The organism is Rathayibacter sp. AY1C4 (assembly GCF_002932195.1).
Taxonomy (GTDB): Bacteria; Actinomycetota; Actinomycetes; order Actinomycetales; family Microbacteriaceae; genus Rathayibacter.
Window position 1 is genome coordinate 1 of the sequence record NZ_PSWE01000017.1, and the last position, 15,951, is coordinate 15,951.

A 15,951-nucleotide genomic window follows, 5' to 3' on the forward strand; every position below is an offset into this window, starting at 1 on the left:
GTCTTCGGAGCACTCGTCGGGATCGCCGCCGTCGTCCTGGGCATCCTCGCCCTCCGCCGCGGTCAGTCGAAGGCGATGTCGATCACCGGCGGGAGAGGTGTGCTCATCGCGCGAGTATCGCAGAGCGGCGACGGCCTGCCGCGACATCGAGACGTCCCGTCTCAACACGTCCCTCCCCCTCCCGCGGGATGCCGTTCGGGCACGCCGGACACAGCGTGTCGCGGACCGGAGCGGCACCTCGCGGAGGGAGGACGGTGCGCCTCAGCGCAGCGACTCGAGCACGGCCTCCAGCTCGTCGACGGCGAAGTCGATCTCGGCGGCGGTGACCACGAGCGGCGGCGCCAGGCGGATCGTCGAGCCGTGGGTGTCCTTGGCCAGCACTCCGCGGGCCATCAGGGCCTCGCAGACGGCGCGGCCCGAGGCGAGCCCCGGGTCGATGTCGATGCCGGCCCAGAGTCCGGCGCCGCGGACGGCGACCACTCCGCGGCCGATCAGCGCCTCGAGGCGGGCGTGCAGCTGGGCGCCGCGCTCGCGGGCGAGGGCCTGGTACTCGCCGGTCGCGAGCATCTCGACGACCGCGAGGCCGACGGCGGCGGCGAGCGGGTTGCCTCCGAAGGTGGAGCCGTGCTGGCCCGGCTGCAGGACGCCGAGCACGTCGGCGTCCGCGACCACGGCCGAGACGGGGACGATGCCGCCGCCGAGCGCCTTGCCGAGCAGGTAGACGTCGGGGACGACTCCGACCAGGTCGCAGGCGAAGGTGGCGCCGGTGCGGCCGAGGCCGGACTGGATCTCATCCGCGATGAAGAGGACGTTGCGGCGCGCGGTGATCTCGCGGACGGCCGGGAGGTAGTCGGCCGGCGGCACGACGATGCCCGCCTCGCCCTGGATCGGCTCGATCAGCACCGCCACGGTGTCGTCATCGATCGCGGCCTCGAGGGCTTCCGCGTCGCCGAACGGGACCGTGCGGAATCCGGGCGTGAACGGAGCGAAGCCGTCGCGCGCCTCCGCGTCGTCGCTGAACGAGATGATCGTGGTCGTGCGACCGTGGAAGTTGCCCGCCGCGACGATGATGTTCGCCCGGCCCGGAGCGACGCCCTTGACCCGGTAGCCCCAGGCGCGGGCGACCTTGATGCCCGACTCGACCGCCTCCGCGCCCGTGTTCATCGGCAGGACCATGTCCTTGCCGGCGAGCGCGGCGAGCGCCGTGACGAACGGGCCGAGGCGGTCGTTGTGGAACGCGCGGCTGGTCAGGGTGACGCGGCCGAGCTGCTCGCGGGCCGCCTCCAGCAGCACCGGGTGCGAGTGGCCGAAGTTCACGGCGGAGTAGGCGGCGAGGCAGTCGAGGTAGCGGACGCCCTCGACGTCGGTGATCCAGGCGCCGTCGCCGGTGGCCGCGACGACGGGCAGCGGGTGGTAGTTGTGGGCGGCGTGCTCCTCCTCCGCGGCGATGAGGGCGGCGGAGCGGGCGGTGTCGGTGTCGGTGATGCTCATGTCGTTCCTCCTGAGGGGACGATCGACTCTCCAGGAGTCGTCGCACTCGGCGTCGAGTGCGACGGATCGTGGACAGTGGAGGGTGGGTCGGCGCTGCTGGTCGCCGACCACGGGGAGTGGGTCAGCGGCGCAGCTCGAGCGTGCAGCACTTCACGCCGCCGCCGCCGAGCAGCAGCTCGGACAGGTCGACGCCGATCGGGTTGTAGCCGCGCTCGCGCAGCTGGCGCTCGAAGCCCGTCGCACGGGACGCGATGACGACGTTGAGGCCGTCGGAGAAGGAGTTCAGCCCGAGCACGGACGCGTCCTCCTCCGAGACGAGGATCGCGTCGGGGTAGAGCTCGCGGAGGGTGCGGTTGCCCTCCTCGCTGAACGCGCTCGGAAGGTAGGCGATGTTCGTGTCGTCGAGCACGGCGATCGCGGTGTCGAGGTGGTAGAACGACGGGTTCACGAGCTCGAGCGTGACGACCTCGCGGCCGAAGACGCGGGCGACCTCGGCGTGCGAGTCGGAGGCGGAGCGGAAGCCCGTGCCGGCGAGGATCCGCTCGCCGACGAGGAGGAAGTCGCCCTCGCCCTCGTTGACCTCCTCGGGGACGCGGACGTCGAAGCCGGCCGAGCGGAACCAGTCCATGTACGCCGGGCCCTCGGGCTGGCGCTCGGGGTAGGTGAAGGAGGCACCGTAGGCGATGCCGTCGATCACGAATCCGCCGTTGGCTGCGTAGACCATGTCCGGCAGTCCGGCCTCGGGCTCGATCAGCTCGATCGTGAAGCCGAGGTCGGCGTAGGTGTCGTGGAGGGTCTGCCACTGCCGGACGGCGAGGGAGGTGTCGGTGGGGACCTGCGGGTCCATCCACGGATTGATGCGGTAGACGACGGTGAAGTGCTCGGGACGGCACATCAGGATCGTCTTCGCGACGGGGGTTCGGGCGGGTGCCTCGGCGAGCACGGCGGTATCGGTCATTCGAGTCCTCCTGCGAAAGGATGCGGATGAGCGGACCGGGTCCAGTGGCTCCGTGCCCCGCGCGTGACGCAGCGGGATGGAGCACGCTCACGCCCAGTCTTGCACGCGCCGATCGTGCGGTTCTCGCCGTGGGGCGCACGGAACGCGCGTGAACGGTGGGTGCGGCGCGGGAAACCACCGCGGCTCTCGCGCGGGGCACTGTGATGCCGCCGCGGATCCTCTTCCCCGCCCTGAGGCAGGGACTTTCGGAGCAACGACGTTGCGCCTCTCGGCGAGAAGGCCTTATCCCTCTCTCTTGTCATCGCGCTGATGACATCTGTCGAATCCGTCGAATTCCGCCCTGAATGGGGGACTTAGTGCAGCGATAAGCGGCATGGGACGATCCCTCCGGCCCGACAGTCGTCGGCCTTCTCGCTCCGACGAATCCGGATGCCCTCCTCCATGCGAACGAAGACCCTCAGCGTCTCCCTTTTCCTCGCCCTGCTCCTCTCCCTCTTCGTCGCGACCCCGGCCCAGGCCGCGGGATCGCCGGCTGCGCCGACGAACGTGACCGTGACCGACAACGACTGCACCGATGCGGTCACCGTCTCCTGGACGCCGTCCGCGTCGGCGACGGCCGGATATCGGATCCACGTGTCCGCCCGCTACTCGGCCTACTACTACGAAGACAACTACGGGAAGTCCTATTCGGTGAGCCTCGTCGAGACCGGGAAGACCACGACCGCCACGATCAACCTCCCCCGCTCGCAGAAGAACTATGCCTTCGAGGTGTCGAGCGTGACCGACCTCCGGGCGCCCTTCGCGGGCGGCACCGACGGCCTGCCGCTCGTTGCGTCGTCGACGCAGAGCTCGCCGAGCGAAGCCTCGTTCTTGCACTTCTGGGACGTCCCCGCACCGGGAGATTTGAGCGTTGCAGCGGACGCGTCCACGTATCTGGCTTCCGCCCGATGGGCACGACCGTCGGTCAATGGCCAGGCCTGCAACTTCGACGAGTACCGCTACACCATCAACGACTTGGCGTCATCCGACGACCCGACCGACCACGGCTACTTTGATGGCAGCCTTCCATTTTCAGACACCTCCTACGACTTCCCGTACCTGCCCCACCACCGGTACGTCTTCTGCCTCTGGGCGGCCTCTGAGAGCGAGGAGTCGTACGAAGGGGGAGACCACAACACCTATGCGGACTCTCCCGCCTCTTGCGCCACCTTCGGCGCCGACATCTCGGCGCCCTATTCGCCTGGCGGCGTGTACGCCGACTCCTCCGGCACCTCCATCACGGTCCAGTGGGACGCCCCGTACTACGACGGCGGCAGCCCCATCACGGGCTACAGAGTCAGCCGCAACGGCACCGACGCGGCCGGCAGCGGCCCCTGGTCGACCGTCGTCTCGGCCGACCGCCGCTCGCAGACCTTCACGAACCTCCGGCCCAACACGTCCTACACCTTCACCGTCCAGGCCATCAACGCGCTCGGCACCAGTTCCCCGACGACCTTCGTCCAGACCGCCGACCCCTACGTCGCCCCCTCCGTTCCCACGCGCGTCGCCGGCACCACGAACGACAGCGTGCGATCCGCGACGATCTCCTGGGCGCCTCCGGAGTCGGCCGGCAACCCGGCGATCACCGGCTACCGCGTCTCGCGCAACGGCGTCGACAACGCGGGCGCCGGTCCGTGGTCGACGACGGTCGCCGCCACCGCCCGCTCCTTCACGTTCACGCACCTGGCGGCGGGCGCCACCTACACGATGAGCGTCAGCGCGATCAACGCCGGAGGCGAGAGCGAGGCCATCTCGACCGTCGTGCGCATCGGCGGCACCGCCCTCACCGCCGCGACTCCGACCGTCACCGGCACCGCCGCAGTCGGCTCGACGCTCACGGCGAGCGCCGGCACCTGGGGTCCCTCCCCCGTGGCACTCGCGTACCAGTGGCGCGCGAACGGCACCGCGATCAGCGGGGCGACCGGCACCACGTACCGTCCGGTCGCGGGCGACGCGGGCAGGGTGATCACCGTCGCCGTCACGGGCTCGAAGTCGGGCTACGTCTCGACCACGCGGGTCTCCTCCGGGACCGCTGCCGTGACCGGCGGCGCGATCACCGCCGCGACGCCGACCATCAGCGGCACGGCGAAGGTCGGCTCGACCCTCACCGCGAAGCCCGGCACCTGGGGTCCCTCCCCCGTCGCCCTCGCCTACCAGTGGAAGGCGAACGGCACCGCTCTGAGCGGGGCGACGTCCGCGACGTACACGCCGACCGGCGCCACTCTCGGGAAGACGATCACCGTGACGGTCACGGGGTCGAAGTCCGGATTCACCGCTGTGACGAAGACCTCCGCGAAGACGAGCGCCGTGGTGGCGGGCACCCTCTCCGCCGCGACCCCGACGATCACCGGCACCGCGAAGGTCGGCTCCACCCTGACCGCCAAGCCGGGCACGTGGGGTCCCTCGCCGGTGGCCCTCACCTACCAGTGGAAGGCGAACGGCACCGCGATCTCCGGGGCGACCTCCGCCACCTACAAGCCGACCAGCGCCACGGTGGGGAAGAAGATCACGGTGACCGTCACCGGCAAGAAGGCCGACTACACAACGGCGACGCGCACCTCCGCCACCACCGCAGCGGTCGTCAAGTAGGGGATCCGACCCGGGCCGCCGGGGGAGCCTGCTCGCGCGGACTCCTCCGGTGGCCCCGGGAATCCACCACCACCGTCCCCCGGACGGGGGCCCATCCCGCCGACACCCGCCCTCGCCCGGAGGCGGGCGGCGGCTAGCATTCAGACACCGTGTCCGCCGCGGCCTCCCGCGGATCCTGCCGAAAGGCCCGCCGTGCCCGCACGCCCCCTCGCCGCGATCGGCGTCTCCGCTCTCCTGCTGGCCGGCCTCGCCGCCGGTCCGGCCGTCGCCGCCCCCGATCTCCCGGGCGCGAGCGCCGCGCAGGAGGCGGCCGCCGAGGTCGTCCTGTCCGGCACCATCGCGCTCCGCGACGCCGATGAGGAGCACCCCGCCCCCGAGAACCCGTACTTCTACGTCCAGGTCGAGGACGCCGAAGGGGACGTGGTCGCCCAGGCGAACACGGGCGCGGACTTCTCCCTCCCCGTTCCCGGCGGCGAGCCCCTCACCGTCCGCGCGAACCTGATCGGCAGCGACGACTGGTACCCGACCTGGTTCGGCGACACCCCGGTCGCCGAGGCCGCGAGGACGACCCGGGGGACCGACGAGTCCGTCGCCATCTCCCTCCTGCGCAGCGCCGAGCTGTCCGGATCGGTCACCGCCGACGCGGTCCCGGGCGTCTCCTCCCCCTCCTTCGACGTGCAGGCCTGGTGGGTCGACGGAGGGACGTACTCGCTGCTCGACACCGTCCCCGTCACCGGAGCCCCCGGCGCCGCCCGCGCGTGGGACACGGGCGACCTCGCCCTGCCCGCCGGCGACTACCTCCTGCGCCTCGTGGAGCCGGGGTACCCCGCCTACGACGACCAGTATTTCTCGCGCCTGGCCCGCCTCGACGAGCGCGCGGTCGTCTCCGTGCCGCCGGGCGGCCGCAGCGGCATCGACTTCTTCCCGTCCGCCTACTCCTCCGACGTCGCCCGCCTCGCCGGGACCGACCGGTACGCGACCGCCGTCGCGGTGACCGCCTCCGGATTCGCCGACGGCGCCCCCGTCGTCTACCTCGCCAGCGGAGCGAACTGGCCGGACGCGCTGAGCGCCGGCCCCGCCGCCGCGAAGCAGGGCGGCGCCCTCCTGCTCACCGACCCGAGCGTCCTGCCCGCCGTGGTGGCGGCCGAGCTGCGCCGCCTCGCCCCGCAGCGGATCGTCGTGGTCGGCAGCGCCCTCTCCGTGAGCGAGTCGGTGCTCCAGCAGGTGAAGGCCCTCGGGATCCCGACCGAGCGCATCGAGGGCGTCGACCGCTACGACACCTCACGCCGGATCGTCGAGGACGCCTTCCCGGACGGCAGCTACGAGAACGTCTTCGTCGCGACCGGCACCAACTTCCCGGACGCCCTCTCGGTCGCGCCGATCGCCGGCCGCCGCGCCGAGCCCGTCCTCCTCGTCGACGGCGCCCGCTCGCGCCTCGACCAGCCGACCCGTGACACCCTCGCCGGACTCGACCCCTCCTCCGTGCAGCTGCTCGGCGGTGCGCCGTCGATCTCGACCGCCGTCGAGGCAGACCTGCGCGCCGCGAAGATCGCCGGCACCGTGTCGCGCATCGCCGGGACGGACCGCCACGACACCAGCCGACGCCTCAACGACGTCTTCCCGCCGTCCGAGCTGGGCGACACCGTCTACCTCGCGACCGCCACCGGCTTCGCCGACGCGCTGGCCGTCGGCCCGGTCGCCGCGAAGCAGGGCGCCCCGCTCTACCTCAGCGAGCCGACCTGCCTGCCGCGCAGCACCCGTGTGAAGATGCAGGGCCACGACCTCGATCAGGTGCTGCTCCTCGGCAGCCCCCTGACCCTGTCGGCGCAGGTGCGCTCGCTGTCCGCCTGCTGAGACCCGAGACGCACCGCACGAGCCCTGGAGATCCATGAGCGCCACCGCCGACCGTCCCCTCCTCGTCGGCATCGAGACCGGGGGCACGAAGGTCGTCGCGGCGGTCGCCGACGCCGCTGATCCCGAGCGGATCCTCGCGACGACGACCCTGCCGACCCGCGGGCCCGCCGAGACTCTCGCCGATCTGGCCGGCTTCGTCAGCGGCCACGGAGTCGACGGCACCGTCGCCGCGGTCGGCGTCGCCTCCTTCGGCCCGCTCGACATCGACCCCGGCTCGCCGACCTACGGACACCTCACCTCCACGCCGAAGCTCGGCTGGGAAGGCACCGACGTCCTCGGCCCGATCGGCTCGGCCGCACCGGGCGCGCGGCTCGCGCTGGTCACCGACGTCAATGGAGCCGCCCTGGGCGAGGCCCGCTGGGGCGCCGGAACCGGAGTCGACGACTTCGTCTACCTGACCGTCGGCACCGGAGTCGGCGGCGGCGTGATCGCGGGCGGACGGCTCCTCGCCGGCAGCGGCTGGCCCGAGGTCGCGCACCTTCTGCCCCGCCGCCACCCCGAGGACGGCTTCGCCGGCACCTGCCCGTTCCACGGCGACTGCCTCGAGGGCCTGGTCGCCGGTCCCGCGATCTCGGCGCGCTGGGGCGTCGACGGCTCCCGCCTCGGCCCCGAGGAGGCGGCCGCCAACCTCCGCTTCAGCTCCTACTACCTCGCGCAGCTCGTCACGACGCTCGCCTACGTCGCGGGCGTGCGGCTCGCGGTCGTCGGCGGAGGCGTGTCGAAGACGCCGGGGCTCGTCCCCGCGGTCGAGGCCGAGGTCGAGCGGCTGATGGGCGCGCCCGGAGCGACGGGGACGGGCGGCGGGCGGATCCGCATCGTGCGCCCGGCCCTCGGCGACGAGTCCGGGGTGCGCGGGGCGATCTCGCTGGCGGAGTCCCTGCTCGCCTGAGCTCTACCCTCGTCCCATGAGCGACCGACCCGTCGACCCCTCCGCCCCCGACTCCGGTCGCGACGAGACGGTGGAGGAGCGATCCGACCGCAACTGGAACGAGATCCTGCAGGAGCTGCGGGTCGTGCAGACCGGCACGCAGATCCTGGGCGGCTTCCTGCTGACGCTGTGCTTCCAGCAGCGCTTCGCCGACCTCGCGCCGCCCGACGTGGCGCTCTACCTCGTGCTCGTCCTGCTCGCCGCGTGCGTCACGATCCTGGCGCTGGCGCCCGTCATCGCCCACCGGCTGCTGTTCCAGCGGCGGAGGAAGGCCGAGCTGGTGCGGTTCGGCAACCGGGTGGTCACGGTGTGCCTCGCGGCGGGATCGCTGCTGTTCGTCGGAGTCGTGGGCTTCGTGTTCGACGTAGTGCTGGGCGGGCCGGCAGGCCTCTGGGCGGGCGGAGGCGTGCTGCTGCTGCTCGCCGTGGTCTGGGCGACCGCGCCGGTCCTCCTGCGGAGGCGCTGAGGGCGGCGGAGTCTGCCCGCCCCTCCCCCGCGAGTCAACGGGGTACCCGGGTCCGCCACGCTCTTCCTACCGTGGCCGCGAGGCGCGCACCGCGCCGACGCGAGAGGAGCACCATGACCGACCGGACCGAGCAGCCGCAGGAGAACCCGCAGAACCACGACCACGTCGACGACGCGGGCGTCGACAAGCCCTCGCAGGCCGAGGGCGACGACACCGAGGGATCGGCCGGCTGATCGCCGCCTCGATCCCCGTCCTCCCCGCGGTCGACAGCAGCGCGGCCGTCCTCGCCGACGGCTACTTCTTCGGGACGCGGCGCTTCGACGACGTGGGCGCGGACGCGTTCCGCACCCGGATCCTCGGACGGCCCGTGATCATGGCGCGCGGCATCGAGGCGGCGCGCTTCTTCTACGAGGGCGGGCGCTTCGACCGCGAGGGCGCGCTGCCCGGCTCGGTGCTGCACCTCCTGCAGGACGAGGGCAGCGTGCAGACCCTCGAGGACGAGCCGCACCGGCGGCGGAAGCGCATGTTCCTGGATCTGGTGGAGACGCCCGAGCAGCGGTCGAGGCTGGTCTCGGCCTTCGCGCGGGAGTGGCAGGCGTCCGCCGCCCGGCTGACGGGCGAGCGGGTCCGCCTCCAGGACGTCGCCGCGGAGGTCCTGGGCCGCGCGGTCCTGTCGTGGGCCGGCATCGAGGCCGACGAGGAGGAGGTGCTGCGGCGCACGGACGAGCTCCGGGCGATGATCGACAACGCCGGGCGCTTCGGCCCGCCCAACTGGGCCGCGCGACTCCGCCGCCGCTCGACCGAGCGGTGGGCGCGCGGCCTGATCGAGGCGAACCGGACGGCCGGACCCTCCCCGACTCCCCTGCACCGGATCGCGCACGAGAAGGAGGACGGCGGCCTCCTCCCCGTCGAGGTCGCCGCGGTGGAGCTGATCAACCTGCTGCGGCCCACGGTCGCGGTGGGGCGCTTCGTGGTCCTGGCGGCGCTCGCGCTGCACCGGCATCCGGAGTGGCGGGAGCGGCTCGCCGACCAGGAGGAGCGCGTCGCGTTCGCGAACGAGGTGCGGCGCTTCTACCCGTTCTTCCCGATGGTCGGAGGAAGGGCCCGCCGGGAGCTGGACTTCCGCGGCGAGACGCTTCCCGCAGGGCAGTGGATGCTGCTCGACCTCTACGCGACGGACCACGGCTCGCACTGGGAGGCGCCGGGCCGCTTCGATCCGGAGCGGTTCCGGTCGCCGGTCGACCGCAACGGCTTCATCGCCCAGGGCGGCGGGCACTACGGAGGCGACCACCGGTGCCCGGGCGAGCCGGCGACCGTCGACCTGCTGTCCGCGGCGCTGGAGCTCCTGGCCGCGGGGCACCCGTACGACGTCGAGGACGGGCAGGATCTGCGCGTGAGCCTGCAGAGCTTCCCGACCGGGCCGGAGGACGGCTTCGTGGTGAGGTTCCGCTAGGGGCGGGCGGGCTCGGCTCGCGGCCTCGGCGGGCGGGCTCGGCGGGCGGCCTCGGCGGGGGCGGTCCTCCTCCACAGGCCGCGGTTCCGCGCGCTCTCCCCGGATCCGCTCGGGCACTCCCCGCCCGCCTCGCCCGACGAGCACGCTCGGGGGATGCAGAAGCCGAGTCAGTCCTCCGGAGCGTCGAGCTCCTCGAGCGCCCGCAGCGCCTCGCGGGCGCGCTCGAGCCGATCGGCCTCGGGCTCGTCCCACCATGCCGGTCCGCGCTCGCCCAGCCCGTGCTTGGCGAGCCCGACCCTCCTGCGCGCCAGCGCCTCCGCCTCCGCGTCCTCGTGCATCCTGGCGGAGCGCACTCCCGAGCGCCCGCGCCCGAGGTGCGAGGTGAGGCCGGCGACCACGTCCTCCGGCAGAGAGGGGTCGGTGCGCCGCCATCGGCGGCCCTTCACCACGAGCCAGCGCTCGTCGTCCTCGTCGCTCACTCCGTCACCGCCGCCTCGGGTCGAGCCGGTCACCGGTGCTCGTGAGGTCCACCTGATCCGGCAGGAGGAGCGCCTCGATCCGCCCCGCGGCGGAGAGCCGCAGCAGGTCGTCGACGAGGGCGCGCGAGCCGCCGATCAGCGTCGAGTCGAAGTCGACCTCGCTCGCGAGGTACCAGGCCCGGTCCTCCGGCCAGAGCGCGAGCGGAGTCTGCACGACGAGCCCGGAGGCGTCGGCGAAGCCCGCCGAGCGCGCCCACGCGGTGTCCTCGAGCACCCTGACGTCGAGCGAGAGCAGAGGCCCCTCCCGCCCCGGCAGCTCTACCGTCGCCGCGGCGGCGGTCTCGGGGTGCTCCCAGCCGGTCGGCCGGGTGTCGCTCATCCACTCGGGCAGCTCGTCCGAGGCGTCCGAGCGGGAGATCAGGACTCGCGACCCGCCGCTCAGCACGCCGAACCCCTCCCAGAACACGGCCAGGCAGTCCTCGGGAGCGCTCGTGTGCTCCGCGAGCACGGCGGCGACGGCCGCGAGCTCGTCGAGCGGGAGCACTCCGAGGCGGGGCTCCGCGTACTCGTCGGGATGCTCGCCGGTGAGCGAGTCCCACTGCGCGAGCGGATGCAGGAGCGTCCCCTCCCGCTCGGCGACCTCGCGCCACCGCCGGGGCGGGTCGTCGGAGGGGTGCAGGATCCGCACAACCGCCTCGAACAGCGGAGGGACGATCCCCTCGAAGCGCCCGAACGGTCCGAGAGCACTCAGCATCGGGTCCGCCCGCGCGGCGTCCCGCTCGGCGCGCAGGGGCGCGTCCCGGGGTGTCGGCTCGACCATCGGCCCAGGCTAGCGCTGGACGGTCGCTCCGCTCAGGGCGGAGAGGGCCCGCTGCGGTCCCGTCTCGCGGGCGAGGGCCTCGGCGAGCGCCGTCAGCCGTTCCCGGGCGGGAGCGTCGAGTGCGAGCATCCGCCGCGCAGCCTCCGCGAGCTCTCCCCCGGAGGCCGCATTGGGGTCGAGCACGGCGGCGAACCCGGCGTCCTCGAGCGCGGCCGCCCCCGCGAACTGGTCCGTCGAGAACGGCAGGACGACGAGCGGCACGCCCGCGGTCATCGCCTCCGTGACGCTGTTGTTGCCGCCGTGGCTGACCGCGAGCGCGGCCCGGCGCAGGAGCGCGACCTGCGGCAGGAAGCCGCGGACCAGCCAGCCCTCGGGGACCTCGCCCAGGGCCGAGCGCTCGGTCGCGCCGGAGGCGAGAGCCACGCGGACGGGCCTGCCCCCGACCTCGATACCGGCCAGGGCCTCGACGACCCGGGCGAGCACGTCGTCGCGCACCGAGAGGAAGCTGCCGAAGCTCACGTAGACGACCGGATCCTCGGACGCGGCGAGCCACTCCTCGACCTCCCCGTCATCGGGCTCCTCGCGGACGGCGGAGCCGAGGAACGCGTGCGGCGGCAGCTGAGCGGTGCGGGCCGAGTCGTGGAGCTCGCCCGGGTAGTTGAGCAGCAGGACGTCGCCGCTCTCGGCGAAGGCGTCGGCGCTGGGCGCCGCCCCGGGGTCGAGGGTGGTGAGGGCGGCGTTCCACTCCGCGGTGAAGGAGTCGCGCACACGCTCGCAGAGGGCGCGGAGCGAATCGAGGTCGTCCGGCTCCGGAGCGAAGGCGTCCGGCCAGACCGGAGGGAAGCCGTAGACCTCGCCGGGCACCGTGAGCGCGCTGGGGTGGCCGAGCACGACGTCGCCGTAGGGCACGCGGAGTGCCTTCAGCGCCACGCGCGCGGTGAAGGCGAGGTGGTCGACCACGATCGCGTCGGGCTGCACCTCGTCGAGGATCACGCGCAGGCGCGCGGCGACGCCGGACGGATCCCAGAGCAGGTCGGTGAGCCGTTCCCGCGCCTGGTAGGCGAGGGACGGGACCATCCCGCGCCGGGTGGCGTCGAAGAAGCCGCGGAGGGACGCGCCCTCGTCGGGCGCCTGCTCCTCCGCGCGGATCGTGCCCGGGTTGGAGCCGCGCCCCAGCCGGAGCGCGATGTGCTCGAATCCGAAGCCGTCGACGATGGAGCGCGTCGCGTCGCCGGTGGCCACGACGACGCGCTCGCCCGCCTCCTGCCACGCCGTGCCGAGGGTCGCCAGCGGCAGCAGGTGCGACGCGTAGTCGGGGCTGATGATCAGCAGGGTCACGAGGCCCCCAGCACGAGCGGCGAGCGGAGAGGACGCTCCTGGTCCGCGGTCGCGTGCGCGTAGACGCCCGAGAGGGCATGAGCCATGGCCTGCACCGTGTAGCGCTCGGCGACCATCGCGTGCCCGCGGGCCGCGGCGTGCTCGCCGAGAGGCCCTCCTGCGAGATCCAGTGCGGCGGCGGCGCCGGCGGCGAGTGCCACGGGGTCGGCGGTGTCGACCAGGAAGCCGGTCTCCCCCTCCTCGACGTAGGTCGCGGGCCCGCCTGTCGCCGGAGCGACGACGACCAGTCCTGCGGAGAGCGCCTCGAGGAGGGCGATGCCGAACTCCTCCTTGACGCTCGCGCAGACGTAGGCGCCTCCCGGAGCCGAGAGCCCCGGTCGGCCGTGCCGGATCGAGCCGAGCCAGCGGGCCACGGTGCCGTTCGGGCGGTGTCCGGCCAGGAGCAGCCCGTCGGACGCGACGGCGCGGATGCGGTCGAGCTGCTCGCGCTCGTCGGGACTCGGGTCGGCGAGGTCGCCGCCGACCAGGAGCAGGTTGGCGCGCTCCCGGAGCGAGGGGTCGGACGCCCAGGCCTCGGCGAGCGCCGCCATACCCTTCACCCGGTGCAGGCGGCCCACGCTGAGCAGCAGCGGGAGGCCGCGGCGGTGCTCGGGCAGCTCCTCCAGCAGGAGGTCGAGCGAGGCCAGGTCTCCGCCCTCGTCCAGCGCGACCGGCTCACCGGCGGCGGAGGCGCGCGCAGCCGCCTCGCCGCGCTCGACAAGGCCGACGTCGATCCCCTCCGGGACGATCGTGTGCCGCTCCGGGTGCGCGGTGATGTCGACGCCGATCAGCTCGCGGATGGTCGCCGCCAGCTCCTCCCGCGGGAACAGGACGGTGTGCGCGGCGTCGGCGGCCAGGCGCTGCACCAGGCGCACGCGGAACCAGAAGTGCTCGGCGGCGTCGCGCTCGCCGAAGTCCGCGCGGGTGAGGGCGCCGGACGCGTCCAGGCCCGCGATCAGGGCGTGCGGGTCCGGAGCGAGGGTGAACACGACGGGGATCTCGAGATCCCGGGCGACCGCGGCCGCCGCGAGCGATCCGACGTCCGCCATCCGCAGGTGCAGCACGTCGACCCGGCCGGCCGCGCGCAGGATCCGGCGGATGCCGCGCTCGGCGGTGATGCGTCGGCTCCACGCCTGGGGCATGGCGACGGGCGGCCCCACGAACGGGACCGGAGCGAAGCCGTGGCCGGAGTCGGGCAGCTCGCCGAGCGCGCGCTCGGCCTCGGCCGGGGTCCCGCGCGAGAGCGTGAGCACCCGGTCGATGCCCTCCCGCTCGACGAGGGAGTCGCCCAGGCGCACCAGCAGGGTCGCGATGCCGCCGTTGTCGCCGGCGCCCACCCGCGTCAGGGTGCCGTCGATGTCGGCGTGGACGAAGAGCTGCGCGACCGTCGGTCCGGCCTCCACGGCCGGTGCGGGGGCGAGGTCGCCGAGGGCGAGCCGGGCGAGGGGCCCGATGGGCGCCGCCTCCTCGGCCAGGCCGGTGAGCAGGAGCTCGGCGTCGTCGGAGCCGCGCTCGCCGAGCGCGTCCGTCGCGGCGGCCCGCGCCTCCAGCCCCTCCGCGCGATCGGCGGCCACGTGCAGGAGGGTGCGCTCGGCGATCGCACCGGGCACGAGGCCCAGGGTCTCGACGAGCCGTGCCCGGGCCGCCGCTTCGCGCTCGCCGAGCAGCGCGCCCTCGAGCGCGACGGCGACGAGGTCGGGGGTCGAGGAGGCCCAGAGCAGGACGGTGCGCTGCGCGAGCATGCCGGAGAAGCCGCCGTCGCGGACCAGGCGCAGCAGCGGTCCGAGCGCGGCGGGGCGGGGCAGGCGCCCGCCGAAGGCCCAGGCGGCGTGCTCGCGGAGGTACGGGCGCTCGTCCTCGAGCAGCATCAGCAGCGCGAGGTCGGCCTCCTCGTCGAAGACCTGCGCGAGCGAGTGCACGGCCGCGATCGCGGTGAGCTGGTCCGAGGGGTCCAGAGCGGCGCGGGTGAGCAGGCGCACCGCGCGGCCGCCGCCGTCGCTCACCGCGGCGACCGTCAGCTCATCCGCCATCCGGACGGCCTCGAGCAGAGTGGGAGCGGCGCGCACGGCGTCGAGAGCGGTCTGCGTGGCCATGGTTCACCTGGTCTGTCGGAGTGGAGAGTGCGACGGAGCGCGACTCCCGACCGCTGGAGCGGCCCGGGAGGAGCGGACCGGTACCGAGCATGCCGCGTGGGCGGCTGGGATTTCGCCACTTGCGTCGGATCTCCTCCCGCGGTACGGCCTCCTGTCAAGGGGGTGATGGCCGCAGTTCGTTTGCGCAACGCGCGAGGATCCTCAGCCGCGGGTCCACTCCAGGAGCCGCTCGACCGGCCAGGTGGTCACGATCCGCTCCTCCGGGACGCCGAGACGCTCCGCCCGCTCGGCTCCGTAGTCGAGCAGGCCCAGCTGGCCCGGAGCATGCGCGTCGCTGTCGATCGAGAACAGGCAGCCCTCCTCGAGCGCGAGCGCGATCAGCTCGTCCGGCGGGTCCTCGCGCTCGGGGCGGGCGTTGATCTCGACCGCGGTGGAGTGGTCGGCGCACGCCCGGAACACGGCCCGGGCGTCGAAGGTCGACGGCGGGCGGGTGCCGCGCTCGCCCGACACCAGCCGCCCTGTGACGTGGCCGAGGACGTCGGTCCGCGGATCCGAGGCCGCCGCGACCAGCCGGGCGGTCATCTCGCGGGAGGGCAGCCGCAGCTTCGAGTGGGCGCTCGCGACGACCACGTCGAGGCGTTCCAGCAGCTCGTCCGTCTGGTCGAGCGCGCCGTCCTCGAGGACGTCCACCTCGATCCCGCTGAGCAGGCGCAGGGGCCCGGTGTCGAGGCCCGCGAGATGGGCCAGCTGCTCCTCCAGCCGCTCCGCGCTGAGACCGTGGGCGACACGGAGCCGCGGCGAGTGGTCGGTGAGCGCCAGGTACTCGTGGCCGAGCGCGCGGGCCGCGTCCACCATCGCGAGGACGGGCGTCGCCCCGTCGGACCACTCGCTGTGGCTGTGGAGATCGCCGCGCAGCCGTCCCCGCAGCGCGCTCGCGGGCGGAGGAGCCGAGCCGCGCAGCTCCGCGAGGTAGTCGGGCACCCGGCCCGACCGCGCCTGCTCGATCACCGTGAAGGTCGTGTCGCCGATCCCGGAGGCCCGCCGCACGAGGGCGAGGTCGTCCCGCTCGGCGGACGCCATCCCCTCCAGCACCGCGGCCGCCCGGCGGAACGCCTTCGCCCGGTAGCGGGAGGCCCGCTCCCGCTCGAGCAGTGCTGCGATCTCCTCGAGTGCCGCGATCGGGTCCATGCGCCCGGTCTACCACGGCGCCCGCCGCGGCCTCACCCCCTCGACGGCGGCCTCGGCTCCGGCCCCGGCGTCATCCCGCCTCGGCCCCGCCCCGGTCCCGCCCCCTCGACGCTGGGAACCGGCCGAGCCCCGTTGCCGGCCGCAGCGATCGAGATA

Annotated in this window: 12 protein-coding genes; 5 read left to right on the plus strand and 7 right to left on the minus strand. The window is 73.8% G+C overall.

Going from position 1 to position 15,951, the window contains the following annotated elements; all coding sequences use genetic code 11:
* Nucleotides 1–261 precede the first annotated feature (261 nt).
* Entirely contained in the window at nucleotides 262–1,491 is a 1,230-nt protein-coding gene (gene rocD / locus C5C99_RS09985) for an ornithine--oxo-acid transaminase (RefSeq protein WP_181069123.1), read from the minus strand.
* Between the two features lie 121 nt (nucleotides 1,492–1,612).
* Entirely contained in the window at nucleotides 1,613–2,449 is an 837-nt protein-coding gene (ddaH, locus tag C5C99_RS09990; RefSeq protein WP_104260862.1) for a dimethylargininase, read from the minus strand.
* Between the two features lie 441 nt (nucleotides 2,450–2,890).
* Here ddaH and C5C99_RS09995 point away from each other — a divergent pair, with 441 nt between their 5' ends.
* The 5 genes from C5C99_RS09995 (at nucleotide 2,891) to C5C99_RS10015 (ending at nucleotide 9,838) form a co-directional block, all read left to right on the plus strand.
* Nucleotides 2,891–5,077, plus strand: a complete 2,187-nt coding sequence (locus C5C99_RS09995; protein WP_181074579.1) for a fibronectin type III domain-containing protein — start codon at nucleotides 2,891–2,893, stop codon at nucleotides 5,075–5,077.
* A 192-nt stretch (nucleotides 5,078–5,269) separates the two neighbouring features.
* Nucleotides 5,270–6,931, plus strand: coding sequence for a cell wall-binding repeat-containing protein (locus tag C5C99_RS10000; protein WP_104273211.1), 1,662 nt, complete (start codon nucleotides 5,270–5,272; stop codon nucleotides 6,929–6,931).
* Nucleotides 6,932–6,965: 34 nt separating this feature from the next.
* The gene (locus C5C99_RS10005; RefSeq protein ID WP_104223740.1) at nucleotides 6,966–7,880 is read left to right on the plus strand and encodes an ROK family protein; all 915 of its coding nucleotides are present in this window, start codon (nucleotides 6,966–6,968) and stop codon (nucleotides 7,878–7,880) included.
* A 16-nt stretch (nucleotides 7,881–7,896) separates the two neighbouring features.
* Nucleotides 7,897–8,385 carry a DUF6328 family protein gene (locus C5C99_RS10010; protein WP_104223741.1) on the plus strand — a complete coding sequence of 163 codons (489 nt, stop codon included), beginning with the start codon at nucleotides 7,897–7,899 and terminating at the stop codon, nucleotides 8,383–8,385.
* Nucleotides 8,386–8,710: 325 nt separating this feature from the next.
* A complete protein-coding gene (locus tag C5C99_RS10015; RefSeq protein WP_104267860.1) occupies nucleotides 8,711–9,838 on the plus strand; it encodes a cytochrome P450 in 1,128 nt (375 codons plus the stop codon).
* Nucleotides 9,839–10,005: 167 nt separating this feature from the next.
* On the opposite strand, the gene C5C99_RS10020 is transcribed toward C5C99_RS10015, so the two are convergent.
* From C5C99_RS10020 to C5C99_RS10040, 5 genes are all read right to left on the minus strand, one after another.
* Entirely contained in the window at nucleotides 10,006–10,350 is a 345-nt protein-coding gene (locus C5C99_RS10020) for a biopolymer transporter Tol (RefSeq protein ID WP_374953735.1), read from the minus strand.
* Entirely contained in the window at nucleotides 10,322–11,137 is an 816-nt protein-coding gene (locus tag C5C99_RS10025; RefSeq protein WP_104340031.1) for a hypothetical protein, read from the minus strand. The genes C5C99_RS10020 and C5C99_RS10025 overlap by 29 nt, the downstream gene beginning before the upstream one ends.
* A gap of 9 nt (nucleotides 11,138–11,146) precedes the next feature.
* Nucleotides 11,147–12,475, minus strand: a complete 1,329-nt coding sequence (locus C5C99_RS10030; RefSeq protein ID WP_104340032.1) for a glycosyltransferase — start codon at nucleotides 12,473–12,475, stop codon at nucleotides 11,147–11,149.
* On the minus strand, nucleotides 12,472–14,607 hold the full coding sequence (locus C5C99_RS10035) for a glycosyltransferase (RefSeq protein WP_104340033.1): 2,136 nt from the start codon (nucleotides 14,605–14,607) through the stop codon (nucleotides 12,472–12,474). Before C5C99_RS10035 ends, C5C99_RS10030 begins: the two co-directional genes overlap by 4 nt.
* A 201-nt stretch (nucleotides 14,608–14,808) precedes the next feature.
* Entirely contained in the window at nucleotides 14,809–15,795 is a 987-nt protein-coding gene (locus C5C99_RS10040; RefSeq protein ID WP_104340034.1) for a PHP domain-containing protein, read from the minus strand.
* Nucleotides 15,796–15,951 lie beyond the last annotated feature (156 nt).